Origin of the sequence: Hyphomonas sp. UBA4505, assembly GCF_002388685.1 — a bacterium.
In the GTDB taxonomy this organism is placed as follows: domain Bacteria; phylum Pseudomonadota; class Alphaproteobacteria; order Caulobacterales; family Hyphomonadaceae; genus Hyphomonas.
The window spans coordinates 110,566-135,348 of the sequence record NZ_DGMZ01000002.1 but is presented as its reverse complement, the minus strand read 5'-3'; the positions used below and the strand labels follow the sequence as shown (position 1 = coordinate 135,348).

20 protein-coding genes and 1 tRNA gene are annotated in these 24,783 nt (G+C 59.3%); 2 read left to right on the top strand and 19 right to left on the bottom strand.

What is annotated here, in order from left to right; all coding sequences use genetic code 11:
- Window positions 1-83: 83 nt before the first annotated feature.
- Window positions 84-2,501, top strand: coding sequence for an endopeptidase La (lon, locus tag B3527_RS01285; protein WP_290478643.1), 2,418 nt, complete (start codon window positions 84-86; stop codon window positions 2,499-2,501).
- Window positions 2,502-2,590: 89 nt separating this feature from the next.
- Window positions 2,591-2,666, top strand: a tRNA-Val gene (locus B3527_RS01280).
- Between the two features lie 228 nt (window positions 2,667-2,894).
- On the opposite strand, the gene B3527_RS01275 is transcribed toward B3527_RS01280, so the two are convergent.
- The 19 genes from B3527_RS01275 to B3527_RS01185 form a co-directional block, all read right to left on the bottom strand.
- Window positions 2,895-4,016, bottom strand: coding sequence for a Fic family protein (locus B3527_RS01275; protein ID WP_034741786.1), 1,122 nt, complete (start codon window positions 4,014-4,016; stop codon window positions 2,895-2,897).
- Window positions 4,017-4,145: 129 nt separating this feature from the next.
- Window positions 4,146-5,252 carry a tyrosine-type recombinase/integrase gene (locus B3527_RS01270; RefSeq protein ID WP_045695885.1) on the bottom strand — a complete coding sequence of 369 codons (1,107 nt, stop codon included), beginning with the start codon at window positions 5,250-5,252 and terminating at the stop codon, window positions 4,146-4,148.
- A 209-nt stretch (window positions 5,253-5,461) separates the two neighbouring features.
- On the bottom strand, window positions 5,462-5,692 hold the full coding sequence (locus B3527_RS01265) for a DUF2274 domain-containing protein (protein ID WP_034741777.1): 231 nt from the start codon (window positions 5,690-5,692) through the stop codon (window positions 5,462-5,464).
- Window positions 5,689-6,948: a TrbI/VirB10 family protein gene (locus B3527_RS01260; RefSeq protein WP_045695883.1), complete on the bottom strand. Its 1,260-nt coding sequence runs from the start codon at window positions 6,946-6,948 to the stop codon at window positions 5,689-5,691. The genes B3527_RS01265 and B3527_RS01260 overlap by 4 nt, the downstream gene beginning before the upstream one ends.
- Entirely contained in the window at window positions 6,945-7,967 is a 1,023-nt protein-coding gene (gene trbG / locus B3527_RS01255) for a P-type conjugative transfer protein TrbG (RefSeq protein WP_034741985.1), read from the bottom strand. The genes B3527_RS01260 and trbG overlap by 4 nt, the downstream gene beginning before the upstream one ends.
- A 13-nt stretch (window positions 7,968-7,980) precedes the next feature.
- The gene (trbF, locus tag B3527_RS01250; RefSeq protein ID WP_045695882.1) at window positions 7,981-8,667 is read right to left on the bottom strand and encodes a conjugal transfer protein TrbF; all 687 of its coding nucleotides are present in this window, start codon (window positions 8,665-8,667) and stop codon (window positions 7,981-7,983) included.
- Between the two features lies 1 nt (window position 8,668).
- On the bottom strand, window positions 8,669-9,997 hold the full coding sequence (trbL, locus tag B3527_RS01245) for a P-type conjugative transfer protein TrbL (RefSeq protein ID WP_273241493.1): 1,329 nt from the start codon (window positions 9,995-9,997) through the stop codon (window positions 8,669-8,671).
- A gap of 4 nt (window positions 9,998-10,001) precedes the next feature.
- Complete coding sequence (trbJ, locus tag B3527_RS01240; RefSeq protein WP_045695787.1) at window positions 10,002-10,727, bottom strand: P-type conjugative transfer protein TrbJ; 726 nt, start codon at window positions 10,725-10,727, stop codon at window positions 10,002-10,004.
- Window positions 10,712-13,141: a conjugal transfer protein TrbE gene (gene trbE / locus B3527_RS01235; protein ID WP_034741976.1), complete on the bottom strand. Its 2,430-nt coding sequence runs from the start codon at window positions 13,139-13,141 to the stop codon at window positions 10,712-10,714. The genes trbJ and trbE overlap by 16 nt, the downstream gene beginning before the upstream one ends.
- Window positions 13,135-13,407, bottom strand: coding sequence for a VirB3 family type IV secretion system protein (locus B3527_RS01230; protein WP_034741973.1), 273 nt, complete (start codon window positions 13,405-13,407; stop codon window positions 13,135-13,137). Before B3527_RS01230 ends, trbE begins: the two co-directional genes overlap by 7 nt.
- Complete coding sequence (locus B3527_RS01225; protein WP_034815832.1) at window positions 13,407-13,718, bottom strand: TrbC/VirB2 family protein; 312 nt, start codon at window positions 13,716-13,718, stop codon at window positions 13,407-13,409. The genes B3527_RS01230 and B3527_RS01225 overlap by 1 nt, the downstream gene beginning before the upstream one ends.
- A complete protein-coding gene (gene trbB, locus B3527_RS01220; protein ID WP_112074349.1) occupies window positions 13,715-14,740 on the bottom strand; it encodes a P-type conjugative transfer ATPase TrbB in 1,026 nt (341 codons plus the stop codon). The genes B3527_RS01225 and trbB overlap by 4 nt, the downstream gene beginning before the upstream one ends.
- Window positions 14,733-15,194 carry a hypothetical protein gene (locus B3527_RS01215; protein WP_045695782.1) on the bottom strand — a complete coding sequence of 154 codons (462 nt, stop codon included), beginning with the start codon at window positions 15,192-15,194 and terminating at the stop codon, window positions 14,733-14,735. Before B3527_RS01215 ends, trbB begins: the two co-directional genes overlap by 8 nt.
- Window positions 15,191-17,254, bottom strand: a complete 2,064-nt coding sequence (traG, locus tag B3527_RS01210; protein WP_051615497.1) for an IncP-type conjugal transfer protein TraG — start codon at window positions 17,252-17,254, stop codon at window positions 15,191-15,193. Before traG ends, B3527_RS01215 begins: the two co-directional genes overlap by 4 nt.
- Window positions 17,255-17,532: 278 nt before the next feature.
- Window positions 17,533-18,207: a hypothetical protein gene (locus tag B3527_RS01205; RefSeq protein WP_034741805.1), complete on the bottom strand. Its 675-nt coding sequence runs from the start codon at window positions 18,205-18,207 to the stop codon at window positions 17,533-17,535.
- A complete protein-coding gene (locus B3527_RS01200; RefSeq protein ID WP_034741808.1) occupies window positions 18,204-21,296 on the bottom strand; it encodes an HsdM family class I SAM-dependent methyltransferase in 3,093 nt (1,030 codons plus the stop codon). Before B3527_RS01200 ends, B3527_RS01205 begins: the two co-directional genes overlap by 4 nt.
- A 96-nt stretch (window positions 21,297-21,392) precedes the next feature.
- Window positions 21,393-21,908, bottom strand: coding sequence for a hypothetical protein (locus B3527_RS01195; RefSeq protein ID WP_146740241.1), 516 nt, complete (start codon window positions 21,906-21,908; stop codon window positions 21,393-21,395).
- Window positions 21,909-22,126: 218 nt separating this feature from the next.
- Window positions 22,127-24,031 carry a DUF3363 domain-containing protein gene (locus B3527_RS01190; protein ID WP_034741820.1) on the bottom strand — a complete coding sequence of 635 codons (1,905 nt, stop codon included), beginning with the start codon at window positions 24,029-24,031 and terminating at the stop codon, window positions 22,127-22,129.
- The gene (locus tag B3527_RS01185) at window positions 24,028-24,768 is read right to left on the bottom strand and encodes a S26 family signal peptidase (protein ID WP_146740240.1); all 741 of its coding nucleotides are present in this window, start codon (window positions 24,766-24,768) and stop codon (window positions 24,028-24,030) included. The genes B3527_RS01190 and B3527_RS01185 overlap by 4 nt, the downstream gene beginning before the upstream one ends.
- Window positions 24,769-24,783: the final 15 nt, after the last annotated feature.

Here is a 24,783-nt window from a genome sequence, read left to right as displayed (position 1 = left end):
CCCGACTCCTGCCATCATCGGCAGGTAGGGTTTCCTGAGCTGCCGCCCAGTCGGGGCTCAATTTGAAGAAGGAGGCATTGTAGATGCCAGGTATAAAGAACCTTCCGGTGTTGCCGCTTCGGGACATCGTTGTGTTTCCAGACATGGTCGCGCCCCTGTTTGTTGGGCGGGACAAGTCTGTACGGGCCCTCGAAATGATCGAAGAGGCCGATAATGAAATCATGCTGGTCGCCCAGCGCGACGCGGCCATAGACGACCCGGGCTCAGATGATGTCCACGAGGTCGGCACGATCGCTACCATTTTGCAGCTGCTCAAGCTGCCTGACGGTACGGTGAAAGTGCTGGTCGAAGGCAAGACGCGTGCGCGTCTGAACCAGCTGCACGACCGCGGCGAATATTTTGAAGCTGAAGTCGAAGCCTATGACGAGGCCCAAGGCACCGATGATGACGTGCAGGCACTCATGCGTGCCGTGCAGGAGCAGTTTGAAAATTACGTCAAGCTGAACCGCAAGATCCCGCCGGAATCCGTTACCACGATTGCTGCGCTGACCGAGCCTGGTCGTCTGGCCGATGCGGTGGCGTCGAACCTGTCTGTCAAACTCTCCGAAAAGCAGGAATTGCTCGAACTTCCCGATGCGAAAGATCGCCTCGAGAAGGTCTTCGCCCTCATGGAAGGCGAAATGGGCATGTTGCAGATGGAGCGGAAGATCAAGAACCGCGTCAAGCGGCAGATGGAGAAGACCCAGCGCGAATATTATCTGAACGAGCAGATGAAGGCGATCCAGCGCGAGCTGGGCGAGCAGGGCGGCGATGGCGCTGAGCGCGATGAGCTGGCCGACCTTGAGCAGAAGATTGCGGATGCGCCGCTGTCTGAAGAGGCACGCCTGAAGGCCGAAGCCGAGATCAAGAAGCTGCGTCAGATGTCGCCAATGTCTGCGGAATCGACTGTCGTGCGGAATTATCTCGACTGGCTGCTGGCCTTGCCTTGGGGCACGCGCAAGGAAATCGAGACCAATCTCGCCAAGGCCGAGAAGCAACTTGATGACGACCATTATGGTCTCGACAAGGTGAAAGAGCGGATCCTGGAATATCTCGCCGTGCAGAAACGCACCGGCAAGATGAAAGGACCGATCCTCTGCCTCGTGGGCCCTCCGGGCGTCGGCAAGACTTCGCTTGGCCGCTCCATCGCTGAAGCCACGGGACGCGACTTTGTGCGCGTGTCGCTGGGCGGCGTGCGGGACGAAAGCGAAATTCGTGGCCACCGCCGGACCTATATCGGCTCCATGCCAGGCCGGGTGATCCAGTCGCTGAAGAAGACCAAGACGGGCAATCCGCTCTTCCTGCTGGATGAGATCGACAAGATGGGCATGGACCATCGCGGCGATCCGGCATCTGCCTTGCTGGAAGTGCTGGACCCTGAGCAGAACTCGACGTTCAACGATCACTATCTGGAAGTCGATTACGATCTTTCTGACGTGATGTTCGTGACGACGGCGAACTCGCTCAACATGCCCCAGCCGCTTCTCGACCGGATGGAGATCATCCGCATCGCAGGCTATACCGAGGACGAGAAGGTGGAGATCACCAAACGTCACCTCATCCCGCAGGTCCGTGAAGATCACGGCCTGAAGGAAGGGGAGTGGATTGTGGCAGATGAGGCCATTCGCGACCTTGTTCGGTACTACACCCGCGAAGCCGGTGTGCGGAGCCTGAAGCGCGAAATTGCACGGCTGGCCCGCAAGACGGTCCGCATCCTGTCTGACAAGGAGGGCGAAACCCTGACGGTGACGTCGGAGAACCTTCCCGAATTCGCAGGCGTGCGGAAATTCCGCTACGGTCTCGCCGACGAGACCGACCAGCTCGGCGCGGTGACAGGCCTTGCCTGGACCGAGACCGGCGGTGACCTGCTCACCATCGAGGCGGTCAAGATGCCGGGACGCGGCAACATGAAGGTCACGGGCAACCTCCGCGACGTCATGAAAGAGTCGATCCAGGCGGCCAGCTCGCTGGTCCGGTCCCGGTCTGTCATGCTCGGCATCAAGCCGACCGTGTTCAACACGACCGATATCCACGTGCACGTGCCCGATGGCGCGACGCCAAAGGATGGCCCGTCCGCGGGTGTTGCCATGACAACGGCGATTGTCTCGCTGCTGACCGGCAACCCGGTTGACCGGGAAGTGGCCATGACGGGCGAGATCAGCCTGCGGGGACGCGTCCTGCCGATTGGTGGCCTGAAAGAGAAACTGCTCGCAGCTCTGCGCGGCGGCATCAAGACGGTGCTGATCCCGGAAGAGAACGAGAAGGATCTCGAGGACATTCCGGAGAATGTGAAGACCGGCCTGAAGATTGTGCCCGTTTCGGACATCAATGAAGTGCTGGCCATCGCGCTGACGCGGCCCTTGTCGCCGATAGAGTGGTCAGAAGCAGATGAAGCCGCATTGCAGGCCTCATTGTCCGGTCAGCCGGGTAATCAGGCGACCGATCCGGCCCGTCCTCACTAGGCTGAATTGAGACTTATGACAGGCGGCCGTTCAAACACTGAACGGCCGTCTTGCTTTTTCTCTCAACCCCGTGCATTTGAGCGGGATTGGGGCGGTTAGCTCAGTTGGTAGAGCATCTCGTTTACACCGAGAGGGTCAGCGGTTCGAGCCCGTTACCGCCCACCATAAAAACAAGGCACTAGCCTGTGGAAAAAAGAACATCAGAGAACAGTTTACAGCATAGTTTACAGGTTCTGTTCTTGTTCCGTCCTTAAAATGTGGCGCTCTTGCGCCCAGAACGGTCGCGTCGAACGTGTGTGCGCGCTTGATTTTTTATGCATGTCTTGGGTGTCCAGTCGAACAGATCGGTGAGGACTTAATCAGTGAAGCGGTCCCGGCTTAGCAGTTGCTGGATTACTTCGCTTCTTGCCGTCCACCACCGTCGGATACACGCATGAACAATGCGAGAAGTGGTTCGTTGATATAGTAATTGTTCCGGCCGGCCTGATGCTTGGTCACGAAGCCCGCTTCGGCTAGCTGGTCGAGATACTTGGTGGCGGTAGGTCGGCTGACATGCAGGTCGTTCATCACGTAATCGATGCGCGTGTAAGGGTGGCGGAAGAGGTTGTTCAACAAGTCCTGACTGTAGATCTTGCCGAGCTCTGCTCGCATCCGTTTCTTGTAGTCCGCCATCTGGGCGCGCAAACCTTCGATCAGCTGTAGGGTAGTCTGAGATGTCTCTGCCACCGCTTCCAGAATGTAGAGTACCCAATCTTCCCAGGCGCCGTCGTCTCGCACGGCCTGCAGCAATTGATAATAGTCGTTTTTCGTACCTGTGATGTGCCGGCTGAGATAGAGAATGGGAATGTCGAGCAGGCCCGTGCGCGTCAGATAAAGTACATTGAGGATACGCCCGATCCGGCCATTGCCATCCGGGAACGGGTGGATGCTCTCAAATTGATGGTGAATGATCGCCATTTTGATGAGCGGGTCCAGATCGCAGGCGTCATCATCGTTGATGAAGACTTCGAGTCCAGCCATAAGGGCTTCAATCTCACGCGGGCCCTGTGGTGGCACATAGACGGTTTCGCCTGTGCGATCATTCTTCAGCTCTGTTCCGGCCTGCGTTCTGAAGCCATCGTCTCGCCCCTTCAACAAACGGAACATGTCGATGATGATGCGGTTGGTGATCAAACCTTGCGTCTTGCGTAGCTGGTCAAATCCAAGTCTCAGGGCATCACGATAGAGCGCGACCTCTTTTGCTGCGGCTGAGCCAGGTCCTTCCGGGAACAAGTCTGCTTGGAACAGTTCATCTTGAGTGGTGACGATGTTTTCAATTTCAGAACTTGCCTTGGCCTCCTGCAAGGCCAGCGTGTCGATCAAGATACCCTGGTTGGGGATGGCTTTGGCTGCGCCCTTCAATTCCGCCAGTGCCCTGTTGGCGCGTGCAAGTGCCTTCAGCACCGGTATCGTCTCGATCTCGACGGGTGGCGGAAGGTCTGGCAATTTGTACGAGGAATCTGGTAATTTCGACATGATGTGTCAAAGAAACGCAATTTTCTTTACATGTCCAGCTAACGTGTAAAGAAAATCACCAAATTGGTGCAAATCAGCACTAAGCGATTTCTTGCCTATGCAGGTGGCAGCCTTTACGAGACCTGGCTACTAGATCGAAGTCGTCATCGCTTCAATAACAGCTGCATCTGACACGTAAATCCGCTTCATTTTCGCGAGCGTGCCCGGCGTCCAGCCAAACAAATCAGTCAGAACCTGATCTGATATCAGAGCCGGGTAGAGGTGCTGAAGGATGACCATATTCGTCGCGCATGTCTTGCGCATGTCGTGGATGGTTGGTCCATCGTTTTCCGGGCCAAGTCCCATACGGCTGCGATGGCGATCAAAGCTCGTGCCGAACCCTTCTGCAGTCCAAGGCTTGCCCTTGCTGGAGAAAAGAATCGTGAGGGGCGCAGTCGCGAGTTTGGCGCGCGCCGCATCGATTTCATCAAGCAACGACCGGAGCGGAGGCGTGATGGGGATAAGTGCAGTGTTGCGGCCACGGCTCTTGCCCGTAGGAATGATCAGATGCTGCTTCGTGATCGCCGAAAGTGGCAAGCGGGTAAGGTCTTCACGGCGAAGTCCAGTGTGAAGAGCCAGTTTGAACGCCCATGCCAAATGAGCTGACGCGGTTTCGAGAAACTTTGCCTGCTCTTCCAGAGACCAAATACGCGCTTCCGTCGGCCGCTCGTAAAGCGGTTCGATGCCATGCGCTCGGTTCCAGTCCAGCCGCCCGTCCTTTTTGCACCAGGTCAGGAAGGCCGACAGAGCCAGGACGGCCTCATCAGCAGCGCTCGGAGAGTGACCCCAAACACGATCGCGGTGGGAGGTGATAAACTTGATAATGCGTCTGCTATCGAAAACCGAAAGCGGTGCGTTCGCAGCTGGCTGGCCCGCCTTCAGGGGCATTTCCAACCACTTGTCGAGGTACTTGATCCTGGCAGTTTGCCCTTTTGTCTTCATCTTTCTGAATGCGGGAGACTTCTTCCGATAAAGCATGACCGCCATAGCGAACGAATCTGCGACCGGCGCTCTCTCATCCTCCATCACCTCTGAATAGGCCTGGATGAATTCTGGAGGCAATCGCTTGCCGGCTCCGTCCAATCTGGATCCTTCACTCGTCCAAAATTTGGGCCCACCTCGAAACGCATAATAATAGTATCGGGTCTGACCAGTCGCGAGCTTCTTCGCAATTACATGAAGTCCCTTGATGGACATGCTCAGCTCCCTAGCCATTTCGCCTCCGAATCAGTTTCGAGCCTGAGAGAGGCCTTGTCCAGAAGCGTAATTTCGCCGTCAGGCATTAGCCGAACGCCGCACACATCAAATCCTGTATCTTTCGCTGCAGCGATCAGCGTTTTGAGACGGCGCTTGATTTCACAGGTTTTAAGATGGGGAGGTATCTGCGTCCGGGCCATTGCTCGACATCACCGGTAGGTTTGAGTCTTCATGGCCTTACGAAAGCCAGGATCGCTTGAAAGGAAAGCTTCAAGCATCAGAGGAACCAGCACAGCCACCGATGCCTCAGCTCCGTAGGTGGCAGCATGGATCCGAGAATACGCTTCGAGGTCCGCAGCCAGAGGTGGCTCGAGACTGATCGACAGTTTCTGCGGTGTCCGGTCCGGAAGCGGCCCAATTTTCAGACTGACTTCACTCATGGCTGATTGCCTCCTTGATAGGGTTTCAGAACGATATCCTTGTTGACGAGCACTGCGAGCCGCCAGCCAGGCCGGATCGTGATCGAGGGTTGGACGTCGAGATTGCGACGCACGATTTCCTGGCCCGCCTCATTCGCGCCCGTCTGTGCGGAGCGGCGAAGCGCGCGGGCAATGTCGCCCTCATCATCGCTCGCGAGTTCTGATCCCACGCCGAGCAAGGTGGAGAGCGCGACGCCCTGCAACAGCTTCCAGGAATGATAGTCGACTTTGTCTTCGAGGCCGGCATAGCCACGGGCATCGACGCCGGCGAGATTGTCGATGCGGATCGACGATCCATCCGGCATGACGATCCGGCTCCAGACGAGGAGCGCCCGTGACTGACCGAACGCGATGACGCTGTCATAGCGGCCAATGAGCCTCGCGCCCTGAGGCACGAGAACGCTCTCTCCAGTGACGGTGTCATAAACCGGGCTTGTCACCTGCGCGATGACCTGCCCCGGAAGGTCGGAGTTCACCCCTGTCAGCAGGGTTGCCGGAATAATCGTTCCAGCCATCAGCTGGTAGGGAGAAACCGGTGTCTCCAGCCGATGCGGATTGTAGATCGAGGGATCGGTTTCTGCGCCCAGAAAATCAAGCTTGCGGGCCTGCCGGTTTGGATCTTCATTTAAGGATGACCCAAACGCACTGCCGCCAGATGGCGCAAATGCCGACAGGTCCGGAAAACTGATCGAGGCCGCTGATGGACTCGCAACGCCTCCTCCAACGCTCTTCGAACCCGTACTCGCCCCAACCTGGAAAAAAACCCCGCTCCCCCGCGCGGCATCGGAGAGCGCCGCTTCACGCGCGCGCAGCTCTGCCTCCAGTGCCGTTAATTGTCCGCGCATCGGATCAGATTCAGGCGCATCCTGTTCAGGCAGCCCCATCCGCCCTTCGCGCTGCGCCTTCAGGATCGGTGTGCCAAGATCCCCCGGCAGTGGCGGCCCGAGGACATCGTCTTCCGGCGCAATCTCACCATAGGATTTCGGAAGCGTGGCCAATCCATCCGCCTCTGGATTATGACCGGTATTGTAAAGCTCCCGCGCCGGACCGTCAGTGCCTTCCTTCGGTCCCTGCAGCGCAAAGGCTAGCGAGCCAAGCACGATTGCGCTGCCGGTTCCGAGCAGGATCATCAGCGCCCGTTTGGAGAACCGCTTCACGGGTCTCGGGCGCCCGCGGATTTCGAGCGGTTGGGCTGGAGGAGAAACGGCCTCTGTCATGGCTTCGCGCTGCCAATGTCATTGCGTGCGATCTTCACGACATCCTGGCGCTTTTCGCCGAGGCGGAGTTCCGCGCGGGCGAACAGACGGTCGACGACATAATAGTCTCCGGACATGCGATAGTTGACCAGCTGGGACTTGCCGTCCCGGCCAATGACGAAGAGGGCCGGGGCCTCACCCTGGTCGAGCCGTGCCGGGAACTGGATATAGACCTTTCGGCCATCATCGAACACGCGATCCGGCCGCCAGTGCGGAAAGTCGCCCTCAAGGTCATAGCGGAATTTCAGCCGCTCGAGTTGCAATCCGGCCGGCGATGACGATGCGCGTGTTGCCGCCGAACCCGCCACCCGCGTCACAAGTTGCTGGTCGGCATAGCGCCATGAGACGGCCGCCATATAGGTTTCTTCGAATGCCCTCAGCTCAAGATGGTAGGCCCGCAGGCTCGTCGTGATGATGAGGTTGGTCTTCAGGCCCGCCTGTGTCGGTTTGATCAGGATATGCGCCTGGGCCTCGCTACCCGTTCCGGAGACCGTATCCCCGAGGACCCAGCGCACCGTGTCGCCGGCAGAGACCGAGACGAGTTCCTCGCCCGGCTGCAGGACGATGTCGGTGACCTGTTCCGGCGCGCAATAGACCTGATAGAGCGCGCCGACCGTGTAGGGATAGACCTGGATCGCGTTCATGTAATTGTCGAGCGAAGGCTCGATCGCCGCCTTACCATTCGCCGTTTCGATGGCCTGGTAAGGTTTGAGTGATGGCGCATCTGCCTCCGTCGGCATGGGCTTCAACTGGCCCGGCATCGCGCCCGTGACACTTGTCGGCGTATAGGTGCGGTAGACAACCGGCGTTGGAACAAGGTCCGCGTCGGCGATATCGGTCTCTTCCACGTCAGGGGCGAGATAGAGGTCTTCGACATAGTCTGGTTCATCCAGTGTGATGTCGGGGCCGACAGCGGCCGGAAAGCTCTCGCACGCCGCAAGGGCGGTCGAGGCGAGGAGGATGAGGGCAAGGCGTTTCATGTGGGATTAGCTCCTATTGATGGTCTTTCGACCAGTTGAGGCCGTGGACGTAGAGGCCGAGAGGATTGGCCCGGAGGGCCTCTTCGGTGCGGGGCGGGTCAATCACGATCGAGAACACGCCGGTATGGTTGGACTGGCCGGTCTCAGTGCCGTTGCGATATGCGGTCTCGCGCCAACGAACCGTGAAGCTGTCGTCTGACGCGCGCACGACGCTCGTCACATCGACTGACACGGAGCGCCGTCCGAGATCCGCAAATGGATCATTGTCGCGGGCATAATCATTGAGCGTGGCTGCCGCCCGGTCGGTTGCATAGGCATAGGCCTTCAGCCAGTTCTGCCGGACCACGACCGGATCGATGGAGATGGACCGCGTGTTCTTCACAAAATCTGCGAGGTGGAAAGCAATCTGCGCATCGGTCGGCTCATAGCGCCCATCGGCCGGGCCGACGGCGCGCACGGCGCCTTCACCGGTCAGTTCGACTACGTAAGGTGTGACGAAGGACTGGGTCGAGCGCCAGACAAGACCGCCCGCGAGCACGAACGACAAAGCGATGCTCCCAAGCGCCGCCAGCCGCCAGTTGGCCGCCTGCACGCGGGCAGAGCCGATCCGGTCATCCCAGGCCTGCGCCGCGCGCTGGTAGGGTGTCACAGGTTCCGGTGTCTCGCCATAGCGGGTGGATGTTCGCTTCCAGAGCTTCATGTCAGTCCTCGTCATTCTTCAGTTGTATCGATGTGCCGCCACCGGGACGGTCGCCGTCGCGCACGGCTGAGGCCGCCATCATGCCGGCATCGCGGGTTGACTGGTCGCGCCGGATACGCCGGGCCCAGTCAGGGGAAGAATTCTGTCCGCCATTGGTCGGACCAGCGTTCGGCGCGCCCGTGCCGCCCGTTGCCGCGAAAGCGGCGCGGGCTCCCGCCTGATGGCGCTCATGCGGATTGCCAAAGGCGCGCCGGGCAAAGTCTTTAGCGCCGGACGCAGCGGCGCGAACACCTGCGCCCGCGACACCGCTCATGCCCGCCATGGCGGCGCCGGCGCCGGACTTTCCGGAAGCGGCGGCGTTCATCTGGTAGGCAGTCCGGGCGCCGCCTGCCATGGAGGCTGCTGCGCCGACGGCGCTGCGCGTTCCGCCAGCTGCGGCGCCAATGCCCGCCTTGGCGAGGGTGCCGCCCGCTACTGTCCCGGCCGCGACGCCAGCGGCCGTACCGATGGCCGCGCCCGCGCCCAATTGCGGCGCGCCGGAGACAAGGCCCGTGGCGATCCCGGGCCCGAACAGGCCGAGGGCCAGCAATGAGAGCGATCCAAGGATGACGGAGGCAGCCTGTTCGAGCGTCACCTCGTCCGGCTGGAAGGTCGACGTAATGGAGGAGAAAATGGTCGAGCCGATGCCGACAATGATCGCCAGCACCATCAGCTTGATGCCTGAGGCGATGACATTGCCGAGCACTTTCTCGGCGAGGAACGAGGTCTTGTTCCAGAGCGCAAAGGGGATCAGCACGAACCCGGCCAGCGTCGTCAGCTTGAACTCGATGATCGTGACGAAGAGCTGGATCGCGAGGAAGAAGAACGCCAGCAGCGTGATGATCCAGGCGAGGAACAGGACAGCGATGATGACGATGTTCTGGAAGAAGGCGATCGGACCGGTCAGCTTTTCGATCTCGTCGAGCAGGGGCAGAGCCGCATCGAACCCGGTGGCCGCGACAAATCCCGGCTTCATGATGTCCTCGGCGGTAATCGTGCCGCCAGTGGCATTGAGCCCCAGCTGTGCAAAGCTCGTGAACACCACGTCCGACAGGAGCGCAAAATTGCCGAGGATCAGCGCGAAGGCGCCGACATAAAGGACCTTCTTCAGGAACCGGCCGACAATATCCGTGTCCGGCCCCATGGCCCAGAAAAGTCCGGCGAGCGTGATGTCGATCGCGATGAGGGCGGAGGTCAGGAACGCGACATCCGGCTGCAGGAGACCGAACCCGCTGTCGATATAGGCGGAGAAGGTCGCAACAAACTGGTCGATGACGCCAAGATCTTCCATGGCGCTAGTTCCGCCTGTAGGCGACGCCGTCGCCGCGGAAGCGCTTGTGACGGATGCGGGCCTGTTCCTCGATGGCGGCCCGGCGCGATTCTTCGAGCGCCACCATCCGGTATTGCGCGGCCATCAATTGCTGCATCTGCATCTGTTGCTCGACCGAGAGCGCGACGAGCTGGTTGCCGGCCTGGGAGACGGACAGGTTCCCGGTCGCCGCCTGGCTCTCACCAACAAGGTCTGTCAGCGTCTCGCGCGCGTCCGCAATCGAGGTCACAATCCCGGACTGGACCTGGATCGAGGCCCGGAAGGCCTCCCGGCTGATCTGCCACTGGTCTGCGGCTTCGACAAGGATTTCCTTATTGGAGAGGTCTTCATAGGAGTCCGGGAACGCCTCGCGGTACTGGCGTTCGGACTCTTCGACTTCATAAGTCATCTCACCCGCTTCGCGCATCAGCGTGTCGATCCGTTCGAGCAGGCGCTTCAGGTGCTCGATCGAGGCATAGTCGAGCCGCTTCAGGTCCTCGGACTGGTTCACCAGCATCTGGGCCTCATGCTGGAGTTGCTGGACCTGATTATTGATCTGTTCGAGCGTATTGGTGGCTGTCACGATGTTCTGAACCAGGTTGGTCGGATCGATCACGACATCGCCCACGCCGAGCAGGGCGTTTGCAGGCGGCGCCAGTCCGACAAGCGAGGATACGGATCCGAGAAGAATGGCGATCATTCGGCGGCGCATGGCACGTCTCCTTCTGTTCCGATCAGGTTTGCCGCCCAATGGAGTCCGCGCGCCGCAAGCCAGGCCGGCGCGAACCCGTCCGGACCTGAAGCAGTAAGAATCTCGGAGATCAGTTTTTGGTCGGCTTTGGAACCGGCAGCGCAGAAGGCGAGCGCGACGGGCCCGAGGTCGAGATCGAACAGGCGATTGCCCTCCGGAGTCTGAACATAATAATCCCGCTTCGGCGTCGCCCGTGCGATCAGTTCGACCTGGCGGGCATTGAGGCCAAAACCCTCATAGGCTGCGCGCTGCGAAGGCTCTTCGGCCCGTGCATTGGCGAGGAAGATGCGGGTCGGCGCGCTTTCGATCAGGCTCGGGGCTATTGAACTGGCCGAGATGTCCGACAGGCTCTGCGTCGCACACACGACGGACACGTTCTTCTTGCGCAGCGTCTTCAGCCAGTCGCGCAGGCGTCCCGCAAACATCGGATGATCGAGAAAGAGCCAGGCCTCATCGAGGATGAGCAGGGTCGGTCGGCCGTCGAACCGGGCTTCGAGCTTCGTGAACAGATGTGCAAGCACGGGCGCGGCGAGCCGCTTGTCCTGCATCAGCGCGTCCATTTCGAAGCAAAGCATGTCTCCGTTGGCAAGACTGTCTTCTTCGGCGTCGAGCAGCGCGCCATAGGGCCCGGCCAGCGTATAGGGTTCCAGCGCCTGCCGGAGCTCCGGCATCTGGATGAGCGCGGCAAGCCCGGTTAGTGTGCGCTGCACGACAGGCGCCGCGCCAAGGCTCTGCAGCGCCGTCCAGACGGCTTGCTTCACCTCGGGCGTGACCGCGACATTCTCCTGAGCGATCAGCCCCAGCACCCAGGCCTGCGCCTCAGCGATCCCGGCTTCACTATCCAGTGCCCGCAACGGTTGGAACGCCAGGTCGCCCTCAAGGCCCAGCTCATACCAGGTCCCGCCAAGGGCGAGCGTCGCGCAGCGCGCTGAACCGCCTTTGTCGAAGATGAACACCTGCGCGTCGGCGTAGCGTCGGAATTGCAAGGCCAGCAGCGACAGGAGGACCGACTTGCCGGCACCGGTCGGCCCGACCACCATCATGTGTCCGACATCGCCCTGATGCGTGACCAGCCGGAACGGTGTCGCACTGGCCGAGCGCGCCATCAGGAGCGGCGGGCCGTCCAGGTGCGTGTTGCGCTCCGGCCCTGCCCAGAGTGCCGACAAGGGGGCCATATGCGCAAGGTTGATCGTGTTCAGTAGCGGCTGGCGGACATTGGCATAGGCTTCACCCGGAAGCGTGCCGAGCCAGGCTTCGACGGCATTGACGCTTTCGGAAACGCAGGTGAACCCGCGCCCCCGGATCACGCGCTCGACGGCGCGGATCTGGTCGTCGGCGATCGCTGCATCCGCATGCCGAACGACAATCGCCGTCGTGCAATAGCCGAATGCAACATGGCCTGCGCCGAGCGCCTGCAGGGCCTCGTCGGCATCGGCGGCCTGATTGTCGGCATCTGAGTTGAGGAGTGTTGCGGGCTCATTGGTGAGGATTTCGCGCAAATAAGAGGTAAGCGACCGGCGTTTCGCAAACCAGTTGCGGACATAGGCATTGAGCGTCTTTTCGGCCTCGGGCTTGTCGAGGGGCAGGAACCGCGTCACCCAGCGATAGGCAAAGCCGAGCTGGTCGAGCTCTGAGAGCAGCCCGGGCTCGCCGGTTGCGGGGAACCCGTTGATCGTGAGGACTTTCAGCGTTTCGTCCCCTAAGCGGGGTGACAGCCCGCCCGTCAGCGGCGTATCGACCATGAGCGCATCAAGGCACATCGGCAGCGAGGGTGCCTTCACCGTCTGCCGCGCCACCGAGATGCAGGCATGCAGGTAGGTCAGCGTCTCATCGTCATCCAGGAACCGCGCCTCCGGCATCAGATCCGCCATCATGTCGCGCGCCCGGGAAGTTTCGGTTTCGAAATGCGCCAGATGCTCGCTCCAGAACGCAGCTGGAGCGTCTGCCGGATCGTCGATGAAGAGCTGCTCGATCCGGGCCGTCCGGTCGGCCGGTGGCATCCATGTGAGGGTCAGGTAGCAATCGGTCTCGAAGTGGCGCCCGTGCTCTTCGAACGCCGCCCGGCGTTCCTCATCGACCAGCCAGGCGGCTGCGTCGCGCCAGGAACTTTCGGGATAGGTGACGGATGGTCGCCGGTCCGCTTCTATATGCAGCGCCCAACCTGACCCGAACCGGCTGAGGAGATTGTTCATGCGGGCTGTGACGGCGACGAGTTCTTCCGGTGTCGAGCTTTCAAGATCGGGTCCGCGATAGAAACAGGTCCGCTGCAAGCTGCCATCCTTGTTGAGCAGGATGCCGGGCGCGATCAGGCAGGCCCATTTGAGATGGTCGGCGAGCGCAGCCGGGCGGGCGCGATATTCACGAAGATTCAGCATGCGTAATAGCCCCTCGTTCTTATGTGCCGGATCAGCACGTCGGCAAATTGCGGATCGCGCCTTGCAGCGAACACGCAGATGCCCTGCGCCACGATCCAGAAGACGAGCCCCACGCCCCAGAGCTGCAGGCCGATGCCGAGCGCGGCGGCCAGCGTACCATTGACGATCGTCGCCAGCCGTGGCGCCCCTGCGAGCAGGATCGGCGCCGTCAAAGAGCGATGCACCGGCACGCTATAGCCAGGGGGCAGGGGACGGTTGTCCGCCATCAGAGCGTCGCCCCGCCACCGAACGAAAAGAACGACAGGAAGAACGAGGTCGCAGCAAAGGCGATCGAGAGACCGAACACGATCTGCAAGAGCTTGCGCATGCCGCCGCCACTCTCACCGAAAGCAAGGCCAAGGCCGGTCAGGATGATGACGATGGTTGCGAGGATCTTGGCGACCGGCCCTTCGATGGAGTCGAGGATCGATTGCAGCGGGGCTTCCCAGGGCATGCCGGAGCCAGCCGCATGGGCCGGGAAGGTGAGCGCGACGGCAAAAGCCGTCAGGCTCAGGGCTTTGATCAGTCTGTATTTCATTGGGGTGGTGTCCTTTCTGGAGCGGTGGAGAGAAGCGGTTCGGAAAAGGGCAGGCTCGGCAGGACGAGCTGCAGGTCCGGCTGGACGGGGATCAGGTCATAGCCCTGACGCCCGAGCCCGTTCATGCGCGCGACTGTCTCGACGCGGTGAACCCCGGCGCGCCGGGAGATGTAGACGACGCAGTCGATTGTTTCTGCGATGAGGTCGTGCGGCACCTGCGCCGAGGTCTCGCCAATCAGCTGTTCGAGCCGGGAGAGTCCGCCCAGGGCCGAGTTGGCATGCAGGGTGGCGATGCCGCCCGGATGGCCGGTATTCCAGGCCTTCAGCATGTCGAGCGCCTCGGCGCCGCGCACTTCACCGATAATGATCCGGTCTGGCCTGAGGCGCAGGGTCGAGCGGACAAGGTCTGCAAGAGTTACTGATCCGGGCTGAGTGCGCAGCTGGACAGAGTCGCGGGCTGTCGAAACAAGTTCGCGCGTATCTTCCAGGATCACAAGCCGGTCCCCAGTGCGGGCAATCTCGGCCAGCAGGGCATTGGCAAGCGTCGTCTTGCCCGAGCCCGTGCCGCCGACGACGAGAATGTTCTCGCGGGTCCTGACCGCCAACCGCAAGGCTTCGGCGTGATGAGGTGCCATTACGCCGGAGGCGACATACTCACCCAAAGCGACCACCCGTCCCGCTGGTTTGCGGATCGAGAAACAAGGCCCCGGCGCCACCGGCGGCAGGACGCCTTCGAACCGCTCTCCGCCCATTGGCAGCTCTGCTGACACGATGGGCGACGCTGCGTCGACGCGCCGGCCCATATGGCTTGCGACCAGCCGGATGACGCGTTCGACATCGCCAGCGGTGACAACCAGGCCGGATTCGGATCGGCCAGACCCATGCCGCTCGATCCAGAGCCTGCCGTCGGGATTGATCATGATTTCGACAACGGCGGGGTCGTCCAGCGCTGCAACAATCTCGCTCCCCAATGCCGTTATCAGCATGGCGCGGGTACGTGTCTGGCTTTGTACGTCACGCATCGGTCCGCACCTCGCCCATATGTTCGGGCTCGCGCTCAAGACTGGCCGCGTCCGCTGTCACATCCTCAACGGCATTCTGAAGAATGCGCTGGCCCGACCTGAGGGCCTCCGCGACCTGCCTCACAAAGAGGTCAAACCGCATGTCGCCCTTGGCCCGGGCGGCCTCGACCTGGTTGGCCGGCACCGGCGGCGTCACCGTCAGGAAATAATGCACGAAGGTCGCGAGCGTTTCGGCAAGGACGAGATTGTCCCGCTCGATCCGCCCGAATTGGCGCGTCAGTCGGTCGAGCCGGCGATTGATGGCGGCTTCGCGCTTATTGTCGGACTCGCCTGCCCGGTAGGCCGTTACTGCCCCATCGATGATCGTGCTTTCTGACAGGCCAGGGCGTTTGGCCATGGCCTTCAGCCAGTGAAAATTCTCTGGCGAGATATAGGGCTGGATCCGGAGCTTCATTGGCCATTCCCCGTGAGATCAATGCCGGTCGCCTGTTCGAGGCTGTCAGCCTGCACGAGGGCGTCGAAGAGACTAGCCTGCAGGGGATTGCACACCTTGCGCCGCGCCGTGCCTGGCTTCGAGGGGCCTGCAAGCCGCGCGCGATCCTCGGCCGCATCCCGCGCCTTCTGAGGCCCAAGGCCCTCGACTTCAGGCTCGAGCTCTGCAGCCTGCATCAGGCCTTCATGGATCGACCGGACCTCGCTGCCCCAATCATCAACCCGCACGTCCGGAATACAGGCCGCGAAGGCAGGGGCGTCTTTGAGACGTTCGGTGAAGTTCTGGTCCTCGTAATAGCGTAGCTTCAGCGCGCGCACCGGCGGGGAGCCTGCGACAAGGACGAGTTCCTGGTCTGCGGGCAGTTGCATCACTTCGCCGGGCGTCAGCAATTGGCGGGCAGTTTCCTGACGCGACACCATTTTGTGCGACAGCCAGGGCGCGAGCCGGTGGCCTGCATAATTCTTCATGGCCCGCTGTTCGGTCTTGGTGCCGAGTGCATCGGAAATCCGCTTCGCCGTGCGCTCGTCATTTGTCGCGAACGCCACCCGGACATGACAATTGTCGAGGATCGCATTCGAGGGGCCATAAGCCTTTTCGATCTGATTGAGGGATTGCGCGATCAGGAAGGCCTTGAGGCCATAGCCTGCCATATAGGCGAGCGTGCTTTCGAAGAAGTCGAGGCGCCCAAGGGCAGGAAACTCGTCCAGCATGAACAGGACACGCCGACGGGACTTTACGACCGGCACAGAAACCTGCGGCGTAAGCAGCCCGCAAACTCCGAGAATGTTCGCCAAAAGCGATCTGCCACGCGAGAATACCGAAGGACGAATCTCGAGATGCTCCGTCAGCCGCCGGCCCACCTGATTGAGGATGAGGCGCATCAGGGGCTTCGTCCGCGAAAGGTCCGAGGGCGGGACGACGAGGTAGAGCGAAAGCGGCCGGTCGCCGGACACCAGATCCTCGATCCGGAAATCGCTCCGCGAGGTGACTTCGGCAATCACCGGGTCGCGATAGAGCGACAGGAACCGCAGCGCTGTTGACAGCACGCCGGAGAGCTCGTTCTCCGCCTGGTTCATCAATTCTCGGGCTGTCTCGGCGACGACGGGATGAACCTTTGGCGCATCGCTGGTCCCAAGGTGGTTTGTCCGGAGCATGATCGACAGCGTCGTGCGGAATGTCCGGTCGGGATCGGCAAGGAAGCTCGATACGCGCGCCAGCGTCTTCTCGCGCTCGGCATAAAGGACGTGCAGGATCACGCCGACGAGCAGGGAGTTCGCCTTGTCGACCCAGTGCCCGAGATCTCCGAGCTTGCCCTGAGGGTCCACGAGAATATCGGCAATGTTCTGGACGTCGCGCACTTCGCAATGCCCCTTACGCACTTCCATCAGGGGATTGAAATGCGCCGAGACCACGTCGGTCGGGTCGAACCGCACGCAGTGGGAAAACTCCGAGCGCCAGCCTGAGGTCAACTGCCAATTCTCGCCCTTGATGTCGTGCACCAGAACAGAATGCGGCCAGGAGAGGAGCGTCGGGACAACAAGGCCCACGCCCTTGCCGGAGCGGGTCGGCGCAAAGGCCATGACATGATCGGGTCCGTCATGGCGGAGATAGGATCCTGATGCTTGGCCCAGGAACACGCCGGCTGGCTTCAAAAGTCCGGACTTACGCAAATCCTTGCCTTCCGCCCAGCGCGCAGAGCCAAACGTTGAGACCCGCTTGTCCCAGCGTGCGCGGAGGATCGACCCAGTTACCGCGATCACGATGGCCGCGACACCGCCCGAAGCGGCGATAAGTCCGCCCCGGTCAAACACATCCGGCGCGTAAGCATCGAACGCGTACCACCAGCCGAAGAAGGCCCAGGGCACGTACACCGGCATGTCGAGGATGACGAAGAAGGGTTCACCAAGCCGGGGTGACCAGCCAAGCGACCACGCTGTCCACTCCGTCGCGCACCAAAGCGCCAGGAGGACGACGAGCAAGACAAGGAGGATCTGCCAGAAGAGGTTCGTGCCATGTTTCATGACACTGAACCTGACCAATCATCGCCTCAGTCTCCAGAGAGGAAATTGGGGGAAATCAGGGGGTATTCTGAAGATTTCGGAACTGGTGAGTGGTGTGGGTGAAGTGCCGGGAAGAATTTGTGGGATCCAATTTCTTTGGGGATCGCTAGCCCGTTAAGCAAATTGTCGACAGTATTCGTATTATCGGCAAAGAATGGCAGGCTTAGTACTCTGATCAACAATCGACGTTGGCGTACGGTCCAACAACAGCCGTACGCGGGATTGCCACGTAGCTAAGACTAAGGAGTAGGCCAGCCGAGAAATATGTGCGCTAAGCGTATGGGTGCGCGATTGTTCGAGCGATCATGGTCTGTGTCGAAGGCAGCCAGCGCGATTACTTGTGATGGCTGAGTGATTAGCTTGCTGCTACCGTTCTTGCGCTGTCGAAGTTTCGCCTCGTATGATCCATCGCTTAAGGAGTGCTGGAGGTTGGGCACAATTTTTTCTTCGGGACCTGTTAGTAGCGCTACCATAGCTGCTGCAGTTTCATCTTGGCTGTAATATCCGTCTACGAAACGGCCCATACCATCATCACCCAGGTATGCCTTTCGGCTCGTCACTGTATGGCTGACTTTTTTGAATTCAAATACGAACACCATGGTTTGTTGGTCGTCGTTCCAATGAAAAGAGATATCCGTGCGCTTTTGCCAGATGATATCTCCGGACTCGACATCAAGATTTCCGACCTTGTTTTCGGCACTCCAAGATCCCAACAATCCGCGTTTGCGAGCTACAGTATCACAATGAAACTTTAATTTTGCAGTGAGGCGATCTTCTCGATCTTTCGGTTGGAAGCCTGGCGCGTTACGGCGAACAAGTTCCTGCCACGCTTGCTGAAGCGTTGCAGCAGCAGCTTCTACCGGTTGCCGCGGAAATGCGGAAATCCAGTCCGGCGGCGCCCCTCCGATAGTCATGCGACCTTCGCTGCTGCGTTGTTGAATTGAACTTGTTCGACAATTGTTTCGGCATCGCGGAACGCCTGTCGTAATGAGAAGTTGCGCCGGGTCAGGGGCCTGGCGATTATCAACGCGTCGTCGGTCCACACAAAAGCATCAGGCGCTAGTCCAAGGCCGAACCCGGCAGAGACCCGGCCAAATCCGTCGGCGCGGGCCTGATTAAGCAATGCCATCAAGGCATCGCTGTCGCTGCGTGCATTTGCTTTCGAGCGGAGAGAATTGTTCTGTTTGTAATAAATCCTAATTGCTCCCATTCCGCCCGCAGCGTGTGCGGAGCTTGAAAGAGCAGAAACATCAAAACGTCCATTGCCGTTTGTGCGGGCTATCCAGACGTCGAGTGCCGTCGCGAGTGCACGAACATAGGAACGAACGTCAGAAAGACCGGCGCGAGTTTGAGCTGGTGTGTCAAGATTACCGAAGCTACGCGGTCGGATTGATGGCAAAAGAAGCGCCACCGTTTCGGAGATGATTGCTCGTTCGAAGGCATCAATTGCAAAATAGTCGAACAGGTGCTCGTCGATTTCCGATTCCATATCTTCATATGCGCGGCGTTGCTCTAAATCTGGCAAACCTTCCAGTTTAAGCATCAACTCGACCGTTCTATCGAACGCCCTACGTGCTACCTCAGGCTTATCCGCATTCTCAGGTTCGTGGAATGGGAAACCGCCGATGTCTACTAGCCGGACCGCATTTCGCTCGCACAACATTGTCCAGGATCGGAACATAAGGACATATCGAGCCAACGTCGAACGCAAATAGGCTGCTACGAAGCGTAGGAGACGGGCGTCGTCGTGGGGGCCTGAAATAACACCCACACTCGCCGTAAAACTCGCTGTGCTTTCAGTGTACGCAGCCCGAACTGAAAGATCTTCTTTGGAAAATCCATCAGTATACAGAATGCGTGGACCTTTGAAGACTTCAAGGACTTCGTCAGAAATGTGGCTTACTTGATCAATCTCCTCGGGCCAAGGCTGTAATAGATCAGGATGCAGTACGGGGACACCAGCGCCCAGTGCGGTTGTGGCGACATGGGGCATTCCTCGGAGAGGCTCTGCGCTCACTGGCTCACGTTGCCGATCTATTATGTGAATGCCTTTGCGTGCTTGCCAGCGCCTTGTTTTTTTCGGGCCACTCCAATAATCGCCGAGTTCTCCGAACACCCCAAGTCGATGGAGTAAGGATTGGTCGAACGCGTCACCCCACATGAATACAGTTAGGATATCTTGCTGGTCGATTACTGCCCGTGTCGCAACGCTATGGCGATCGTTGGAAGAAAGTGTCAAGCGACCGTAGGCCAAACTCATGTCAGCCTTCGGCACACAGTAGTCAAACCGTTCCTCAACAGCGATCACCACTGGACGGGAGTTGCGCTTTTCAGCCAATAGCACGTGGCAAGTGTGTTCGGCGGAAGGAAAGAGTAAATTTTGAAAATCACCGAAGTTGATCAACCGGATTGGACGAGCAGTCTCGAATAGATGTTTCACGAAGGACTGCTTCGATGGCCCGAGAAACAAATTAATTGGAAGGATCAAGCAAAGGCGCCCGCCGTCGGAGAGAAACTCCAAGGCTCTGATTGAGAACGCCGCAGCAACTTGCCGATGTCCTACGGGGGCCTTCATCTGTTGTGCCCAAATGTCGGCGCTCGTCACGTCGCTGCCGCGTGGCTCGATCCATGGAGGGTTGGAAAGGACAAGAGAAAATGTGCGACCGTTGAATCCGTGGTCCGGGCTAAAAAAGTCACCTGTGGCTCCGAACAGAAGATTCACCCCTTTCAGCGTAGGGAGTTTCACTCGCTCTTTGCTCTGTGCTTCGCGGATATCTGACGGATCAAGGCCCTCCAATAGGGATAGATATAGACTGAACGCCGTCACACGACATGCCATTTCATTGATATCTGCGCCAAAGATGTGCCTGGCCAGCAACTGGCGGCGTTGCTTGAAACTAAGCGGCGAACCCTCGCGTGCTTCTGTCAGTGCGATCATCCGGCGAAAAGCTGTTGTCAAAAGAATTCCAGAGCCACACGCGCCATCGAACACTGTCTCCTGCAGTGGATCGGCCGACGCGCTGAAAGCCTGGTCAACAGCCAGCATTGCTAGGTGGCGTGGCGTGTAATAGGCGCCTGTTGACGATTGTACGTCTTCTGAAAGAAAGGACTCATAGAGTCCCGACAGCAACTCGACGGGAATCAGACTAAAATCGTAGTTCCAAAAGTCGCCTTGGCCGGTACTCATATCGGTGCGGTTAAGAAAACGTTCCAGCGCTTCAAATCCAAAAGCATTGAGAGACTGCCATGGATCGTGTCGGTCATCGCTTAGGAAGTCTCCGTTGAAGTCTTCTTTGAGCCTGTCAATAAGGCGGCGCACTCCGCCAATGTCGCGTTCTGTAACCAACTGATGCAGGCGTCCAACCTTATGGTGAGAGCGATATACGTCGCTGACTATGCCGCGATGTTCAAGATAGGAAACGAACAGCACCTGACCCATGAGTAATTCAGCCAGACGTCGAGAAAAATCGTCTACTGGTAGCTCGCCGTAACCAGCCTGCGCCACCTCGCGCACACAAACCGACAAGTTTGTGAGAAGCATGCGATCAACCCGATCCCCAGCGTCGAACCATTCTGGGAGACGGCGTGCGAGACTGTTTGAGGATACGTCGAAACCGGAGAAAGGCCCGTCTGGACGTGCTTCTTCCGCAGTGACAATTTCTAGTGAATCCGGAGCCTTGATAACCGGTCGAACCAATACCCGGTCACTGTCAATTTCCAAGATGATTTGCGCTAGGTTCTGATTCCACACACGCTGCCGAACATGGTTAAGCTCTACCTTCGTAAGCGGAGTTCCATCTCCACTTACGAAAACCACGGTAGGGACGCCGTCAACATCGAACACAGCCCGGGCACGAATCGAACCGTCCTCGGCAAGCAGAGCATTCAATTCTGGCGCATATGGGTGGCGCGGGTCGACATCGGCAGCGCTACGATGGAGAGACTTTCCAAAATCGGCATAACCGAGACGTCGGAGCCATTCGTCGAAGATCGTGTCAGTCATTGGGGAAACCTGTTGGACTAGTGCCTAACGGCATAGAACAAAAGACGAACATTTGCCAGTGATTCGGTAGCCATTTGACTGCACGGGGCGCACGTTTCATGCTTGCCTCCGTCCGACATCACGCCCGCTACGCTCAAAGTCGACTCGCATAGTTCTGATTTCGGTTGCCGGAAATAAGTCAAACTGTTGCGATCGTGTTCGTGGGCTTGCTTTACCGAACGCTCCGCAAATGGCTTCCAGATGGTCATGAAGAGGTAGTTTGAGAAAGGCACAAGTCGGGCCAAACTCATCGGCCCGCGATAATCTCCACGGTTCGCTTGGGCTGCAAACAATGGCGGTTCCATAAAGCGCCAGAAATGAATGTTCTGAAAGCACCTCACGTAACTCGGAAAACTGCGGCGCATGGGCTTGGAGTTGTAGGTGAAACTCCTCTTTCAGCTGATTGGCAATCCGAATGATGAGTACTGTTCTCCAACTGAACTTTGCCGCATTGCCCTTTCCGGCTGCGGGTATATCTGCGGGTATTAGCGCACGGCGCCGCGTCCACTCGCGCAGAACCACAGCGGACAAGCCAGTCAATTCGATTACCTTGGATGTTGATACGTAAATCACGTGGCCCTCGGAAATGGGTCTTCTGCCCATTCTTAGTTAAGAGTGGGTAAAGGACTCGTTCTCCTGAGTAAAGTCTAATGGACGAACAGAGCCTTGGTGTGGCGGCGCGGAAGGGCGGCGTTCACGCTGCGCGTCGCCATCTAAGTTCGGATTGCATACACAAAGAATGATTGGCTCAAATAGTAATGGAGGCACTGGCCAAACTAGTGCTACCAATATTAATCCGCTATTCCAATCCCGCGCCCCAGCGCCCACGAAATCCGTCCCCCGCGCACGACACCCGACACGGCCATCCCGCGCCGCTGCTCCAGCACCTGCCGCCAAGGTACAATCGTAAAATCCCTCTGCCGCTCAATCACCGCGAACTTCCCACTCACCCGAGACACATGCTCGCGATACGTACCATCGACATGTCCTCGTTCCGGCGCTGGCGAATATGGCTTACCGATCTCTACGCTCAGCGTCCGGGCAGCTCGCGCGAAATCTCGCTTCATCAACTCCGTCTTCTGTGCCGCAGACAAGCCAGTGCCAGCCGCTACCTTCATTCCAATCCCCGTCAGAAACGCCCGTCGCTTCACCTGCGCCTCAGCCACCTCTTTTCCGAATCCGAGCGGCACGCCAGACGGGGCAGGGACGTCATCCAGCCAGGTCACACCAAGGGCCGTTTCCTGATCTGCCAAGCCAAGCTCCGAGCGAACTAACACCTGCGCCGCCCGTAACCGCGCCTGTGCCCGCTCGTACGAACTCGCTCGGTCTAGATAATCCGGTGGAACCTTCCACTCCGCATCAGCTGAACGCTCTGCATGACCAGCCCGCCGCAAAGCCTCCAGCCGTCGCACATGAGCCGCGACAAATTCCGGGCTGTATCGGGGATCGTCCGCCTGGTGCAGACCTGCCGAATAGCTCCCACCATTCGCGCGTGCGATCCGATCAATCGTGATGTCTGACGGCTTCGGTTCAATGTTCGGCGGAGACACCGTCACAATCGCCCCGCGCTTTACTTCCTCGACCTCGCCGGCGACACCCAGCTCCACAAACACGGCGCGCCCATCCAGACCGTCGATGATGACATAGGTCCGGTCATGCGCTTCACCCGTAAGACCCGTCTGAAGAACCACGCCCGTCACGCTCCGCCCGCCGGGATCGGACTTGTCGAAGATAGCGTCCGTATCGAGCCGCCGGTCACCGCGTCCGGCAAGAGCACGGTTCATCGTCTTGATGATGTCGTGCCTTTCCGACAAGCCCCGCAAAACCTCGCGGAAATTCTCCTTCATCTGCCAGCGTCCAGCTCCGAGTTTCTCTGCAAGCCCAAGCCGTTCCAGAGTCCGCAGCCGCGCGGCATGCAAAGTACGATACTGTGAAGGACTATCCTTCAACCGAAATTCCTGTTCGGGACCTACCTGACGCGCGATAAAATGATCGATCCGTGTCACGCGCTCGGCAGCGATATCCGATTGAAGTTTGCGCTCCTGCTCGAGCCGAGTTTCAGGCCCGAGTTCCAGCGTTACAAGGTCCTCGGCCCGCTCCCGGATCCCATGCGAAATATACGCCCGCGGCATGACAAGGTCAGAGCCATCTTCACGCCGCCCCCGGATGACCAAATGCGCATGCGGCCGGCCCGTATCATGGTGGACTGCGCCGACCCATTCGAGCCGCGTCCCCAGATCGGTTTCCATCTGCGAGACGAGATCACGGACGAAGGGCTTGAGGTCTGCCATTTCGGCGCCGTCTTCGGGCGAAACAATGAACCGGAAATGATGCCTGTCTTCGGTAATGGATTTGACGAGATCGGACGCGTTGGCATCCTCGCTCATGGCGTCAAACAGTTTCCCGCGATCCTTCTCTTCCAGCGCTGCGTCGCGCCGGATGTATCCGATGTGGGCTGCCAGTGCCGCCACGCTCGATGCCGACATGCGCACAATGCGTGCCTTGACGATGACGCGCCTCTGCCCACCGCGTGCACCGATACGGGGCCGGGCGGGAAGGGTAGTGCGGCGAACGCCGCCGACGGACGACAGCGCCTTCGTCATCCGCGTCAGATAGGTCTTCGCGCGCCCCCCTGATCCGGCAGACCGAATCCTGCCAGGTCTGGGAGTGAAGGGATTGTCCTGCGGCGTGCTCATTTGAACCGATCCAGCGGAAAACAGGCCAGTTTCTGCGAATGGAACCATGCCAATCTGTAGTCCTTGCTGAGGATTCCATCAAACCACAGAGCTACACACTGAGGCATGGAACCATAAAAATCGATGTGCAGACAAGGTGATAGACCCTCATTGGCTCCATGAGCTTTTATCTTGCATTCCGATCTGTCCCCATTTTTCCCAATCAACCCTTCTGCATGCTCCTTCCGATCACCGCCTATCCACACCGCACGACCAATGATGTCGCCCTCCCTGACCGCTCCAAAATACCGTCCATCAAAGGAATCCGGTGTGCGATCAGAAAGGAGCAGAACCTCTTCTGCCTGAAGCTGCCTGCAGCCCGTCCAGGGAGACGGCAGGGCGCGTCCCATACTATCTGTTGATAGCAGGCGGACAGTCGAAGTCCCGTTGATCTGTAACACACCCTTGATCTCACAAACCGTGTCGCCTTCGAGCGCCCGGACGTTCTTGATGACGGGGATGCCTGGCGCAAGATAGCGCCTCTGGATCGCGAGTCTCGAAGCGGCCTCTGGCAGGTTCGAGACAACCAGATCACCCCGCGAAATCACCTCCAAAGGTTCGACGCGATACCACCCAAGCGGAGCACTTTCGCTCGGATTGTAGAGTAATATGGGCGGTAAAACACCAGTCGCCGGAAGGCCTGTCAATGCCACTCCGAGCACAGAAATACCGCTCCAAAATACTGCGCGGAGGCTCATGAAAAGCCCCTCCAG

Excerpts from the sequence above, each read along its gene's own strand:
- B3527_RS01230 (WP_034741973.1), bottom strand. The coding sequence starts at position 13,407 with ATGGCGGACAACCGTCCCCTGCCCCCTGGCTATAGCGTGCCGGTGCAT.
- B3527_RS01215 (WP_045695782.1), bottom strand. The coding sequence starts at position 15,194 with ATGAAGCTCCGGATCCAGCCCTATATCTCGCCAGAGAATTTTCACTGG.
- B3527_RS01225 (WP_034815832.1), bottom strand. The coding sequence starts at position 13,718 with ATGAAATACAGACTGATCAAAGCCCTGAGCCTGACGGCTTTTGCCGTC.
- traG (WP_051615497.1), bottom strand. The coding sequence starts at position 17,254 with ATGAAACATGGCACGAACCTCTTCTGGCAGATCCTCCTTGTCTTGCTC.
- trbG (WP_034741985.1), bottom strand. The coding sequence starts at position 7,967 with ATGAAACGCCTTGCCCTCATCCTCCTCGCCTCGACCGCCCTTGCGGCG.
- B3527_RS01265 (WP_034741777.1), bottom strand. The coding sequence starts at position 5,692 with ATGAGTGAAGTCAGTCTGAAAATTGGGCCGCTTCCGGACCGGACACCG.
- B3527_RS01260 (WP_045695883.1), bottom strand. The coding sequence starts at position 6,948 with ATGACAGAGGCCGTTTCTCCTCCAGCCCAACCGCTCGAAATCCGCGGG.
- trbB (WP_112074349.1), bottom strand. The coding sequence starts at position 14,740 with ATGCGTGACGTACAAAGCCAGACACGTACCCGCGCCATGCTGATAACG.
- trbF (WP_045695882.1), bottom strand. The coding sequence starts at position 8,667 with ATGAAGCTCTGGAAGCGAACATCCACCCGCTATGGCGAGACACCGGAA.
- B3527_RS01190 (WP_034741820.1), bottom strand. The coding sequence starts at position 24,031 with ATGAGCACGCCGCAGGACAATCCCTTCACTCCCAGACCTGGCAGGATT.
- B3527_RS01185 (WP_146740240.1), bottom strand. The coding sequence starts at position 24,768 with ATGAGCCTCCGCGCAGTATTTTGGAGCGGTATTTCTGTGCTCGGAGTG.
- B3527_RS01270 (WP_045695885.1), bottom strand. The coding sequence starts at position 5,252 with ATGTCCATCAAGGGACTTCATGTAATTGCGAAGAAGCTCGCGACTGGT.
- B3527_RS01275 (WP_034741786.1), bottom strand. The coding sequence starts at position 4,016 with ATGTCGAAATTACCAGATTCCTCGTACAAATTGCCAGACCTTCCGCCA.
- B3527_RS01205 (WP_034741805.1), bottom strand. The coding sequence starts at position 18,207 with ATGACTATCGGAGGGGCGCCGCCGGACTGGATTTCCGCATTTCCGCGG.
- B3527_RS01200 (WP_034741808.1), bottom strand. The coding sequence starts at position 21,296 with ATGACTGACACGATCTTCGACGAATGGCTCCGACGTCTCGGTTATGCC.
- trbE (WP_034741976.1), bottom strand. The coding sequence starts at position 13,141 with ATGCTGAATCTTCGTGAATATCGCGCCCGCCCGGCTGCGCTCGCCGAC.
- trbJ (WP_045695787.1), bottom strand. The coding sequence starts at position 10,727 with ATGCGCCGCCGAATGATCGCCATTCTTCTCGGATCCGTATCCTCGCTT.
- lon (WP_290478643.1), top strand. The coding sequence starts at position 84 with ATGCCAGGTATAAAGAACCTTCCGGTGTTGCCGCTTCGGGACATCGTT.
- trbL (WP_273241493.1), bottom strand. The coding sequence starts at position 9,997 with ATGGAAGATCTTGGCGTCATCGACCAGTTTGTTGCGACCTTCTCCGCC.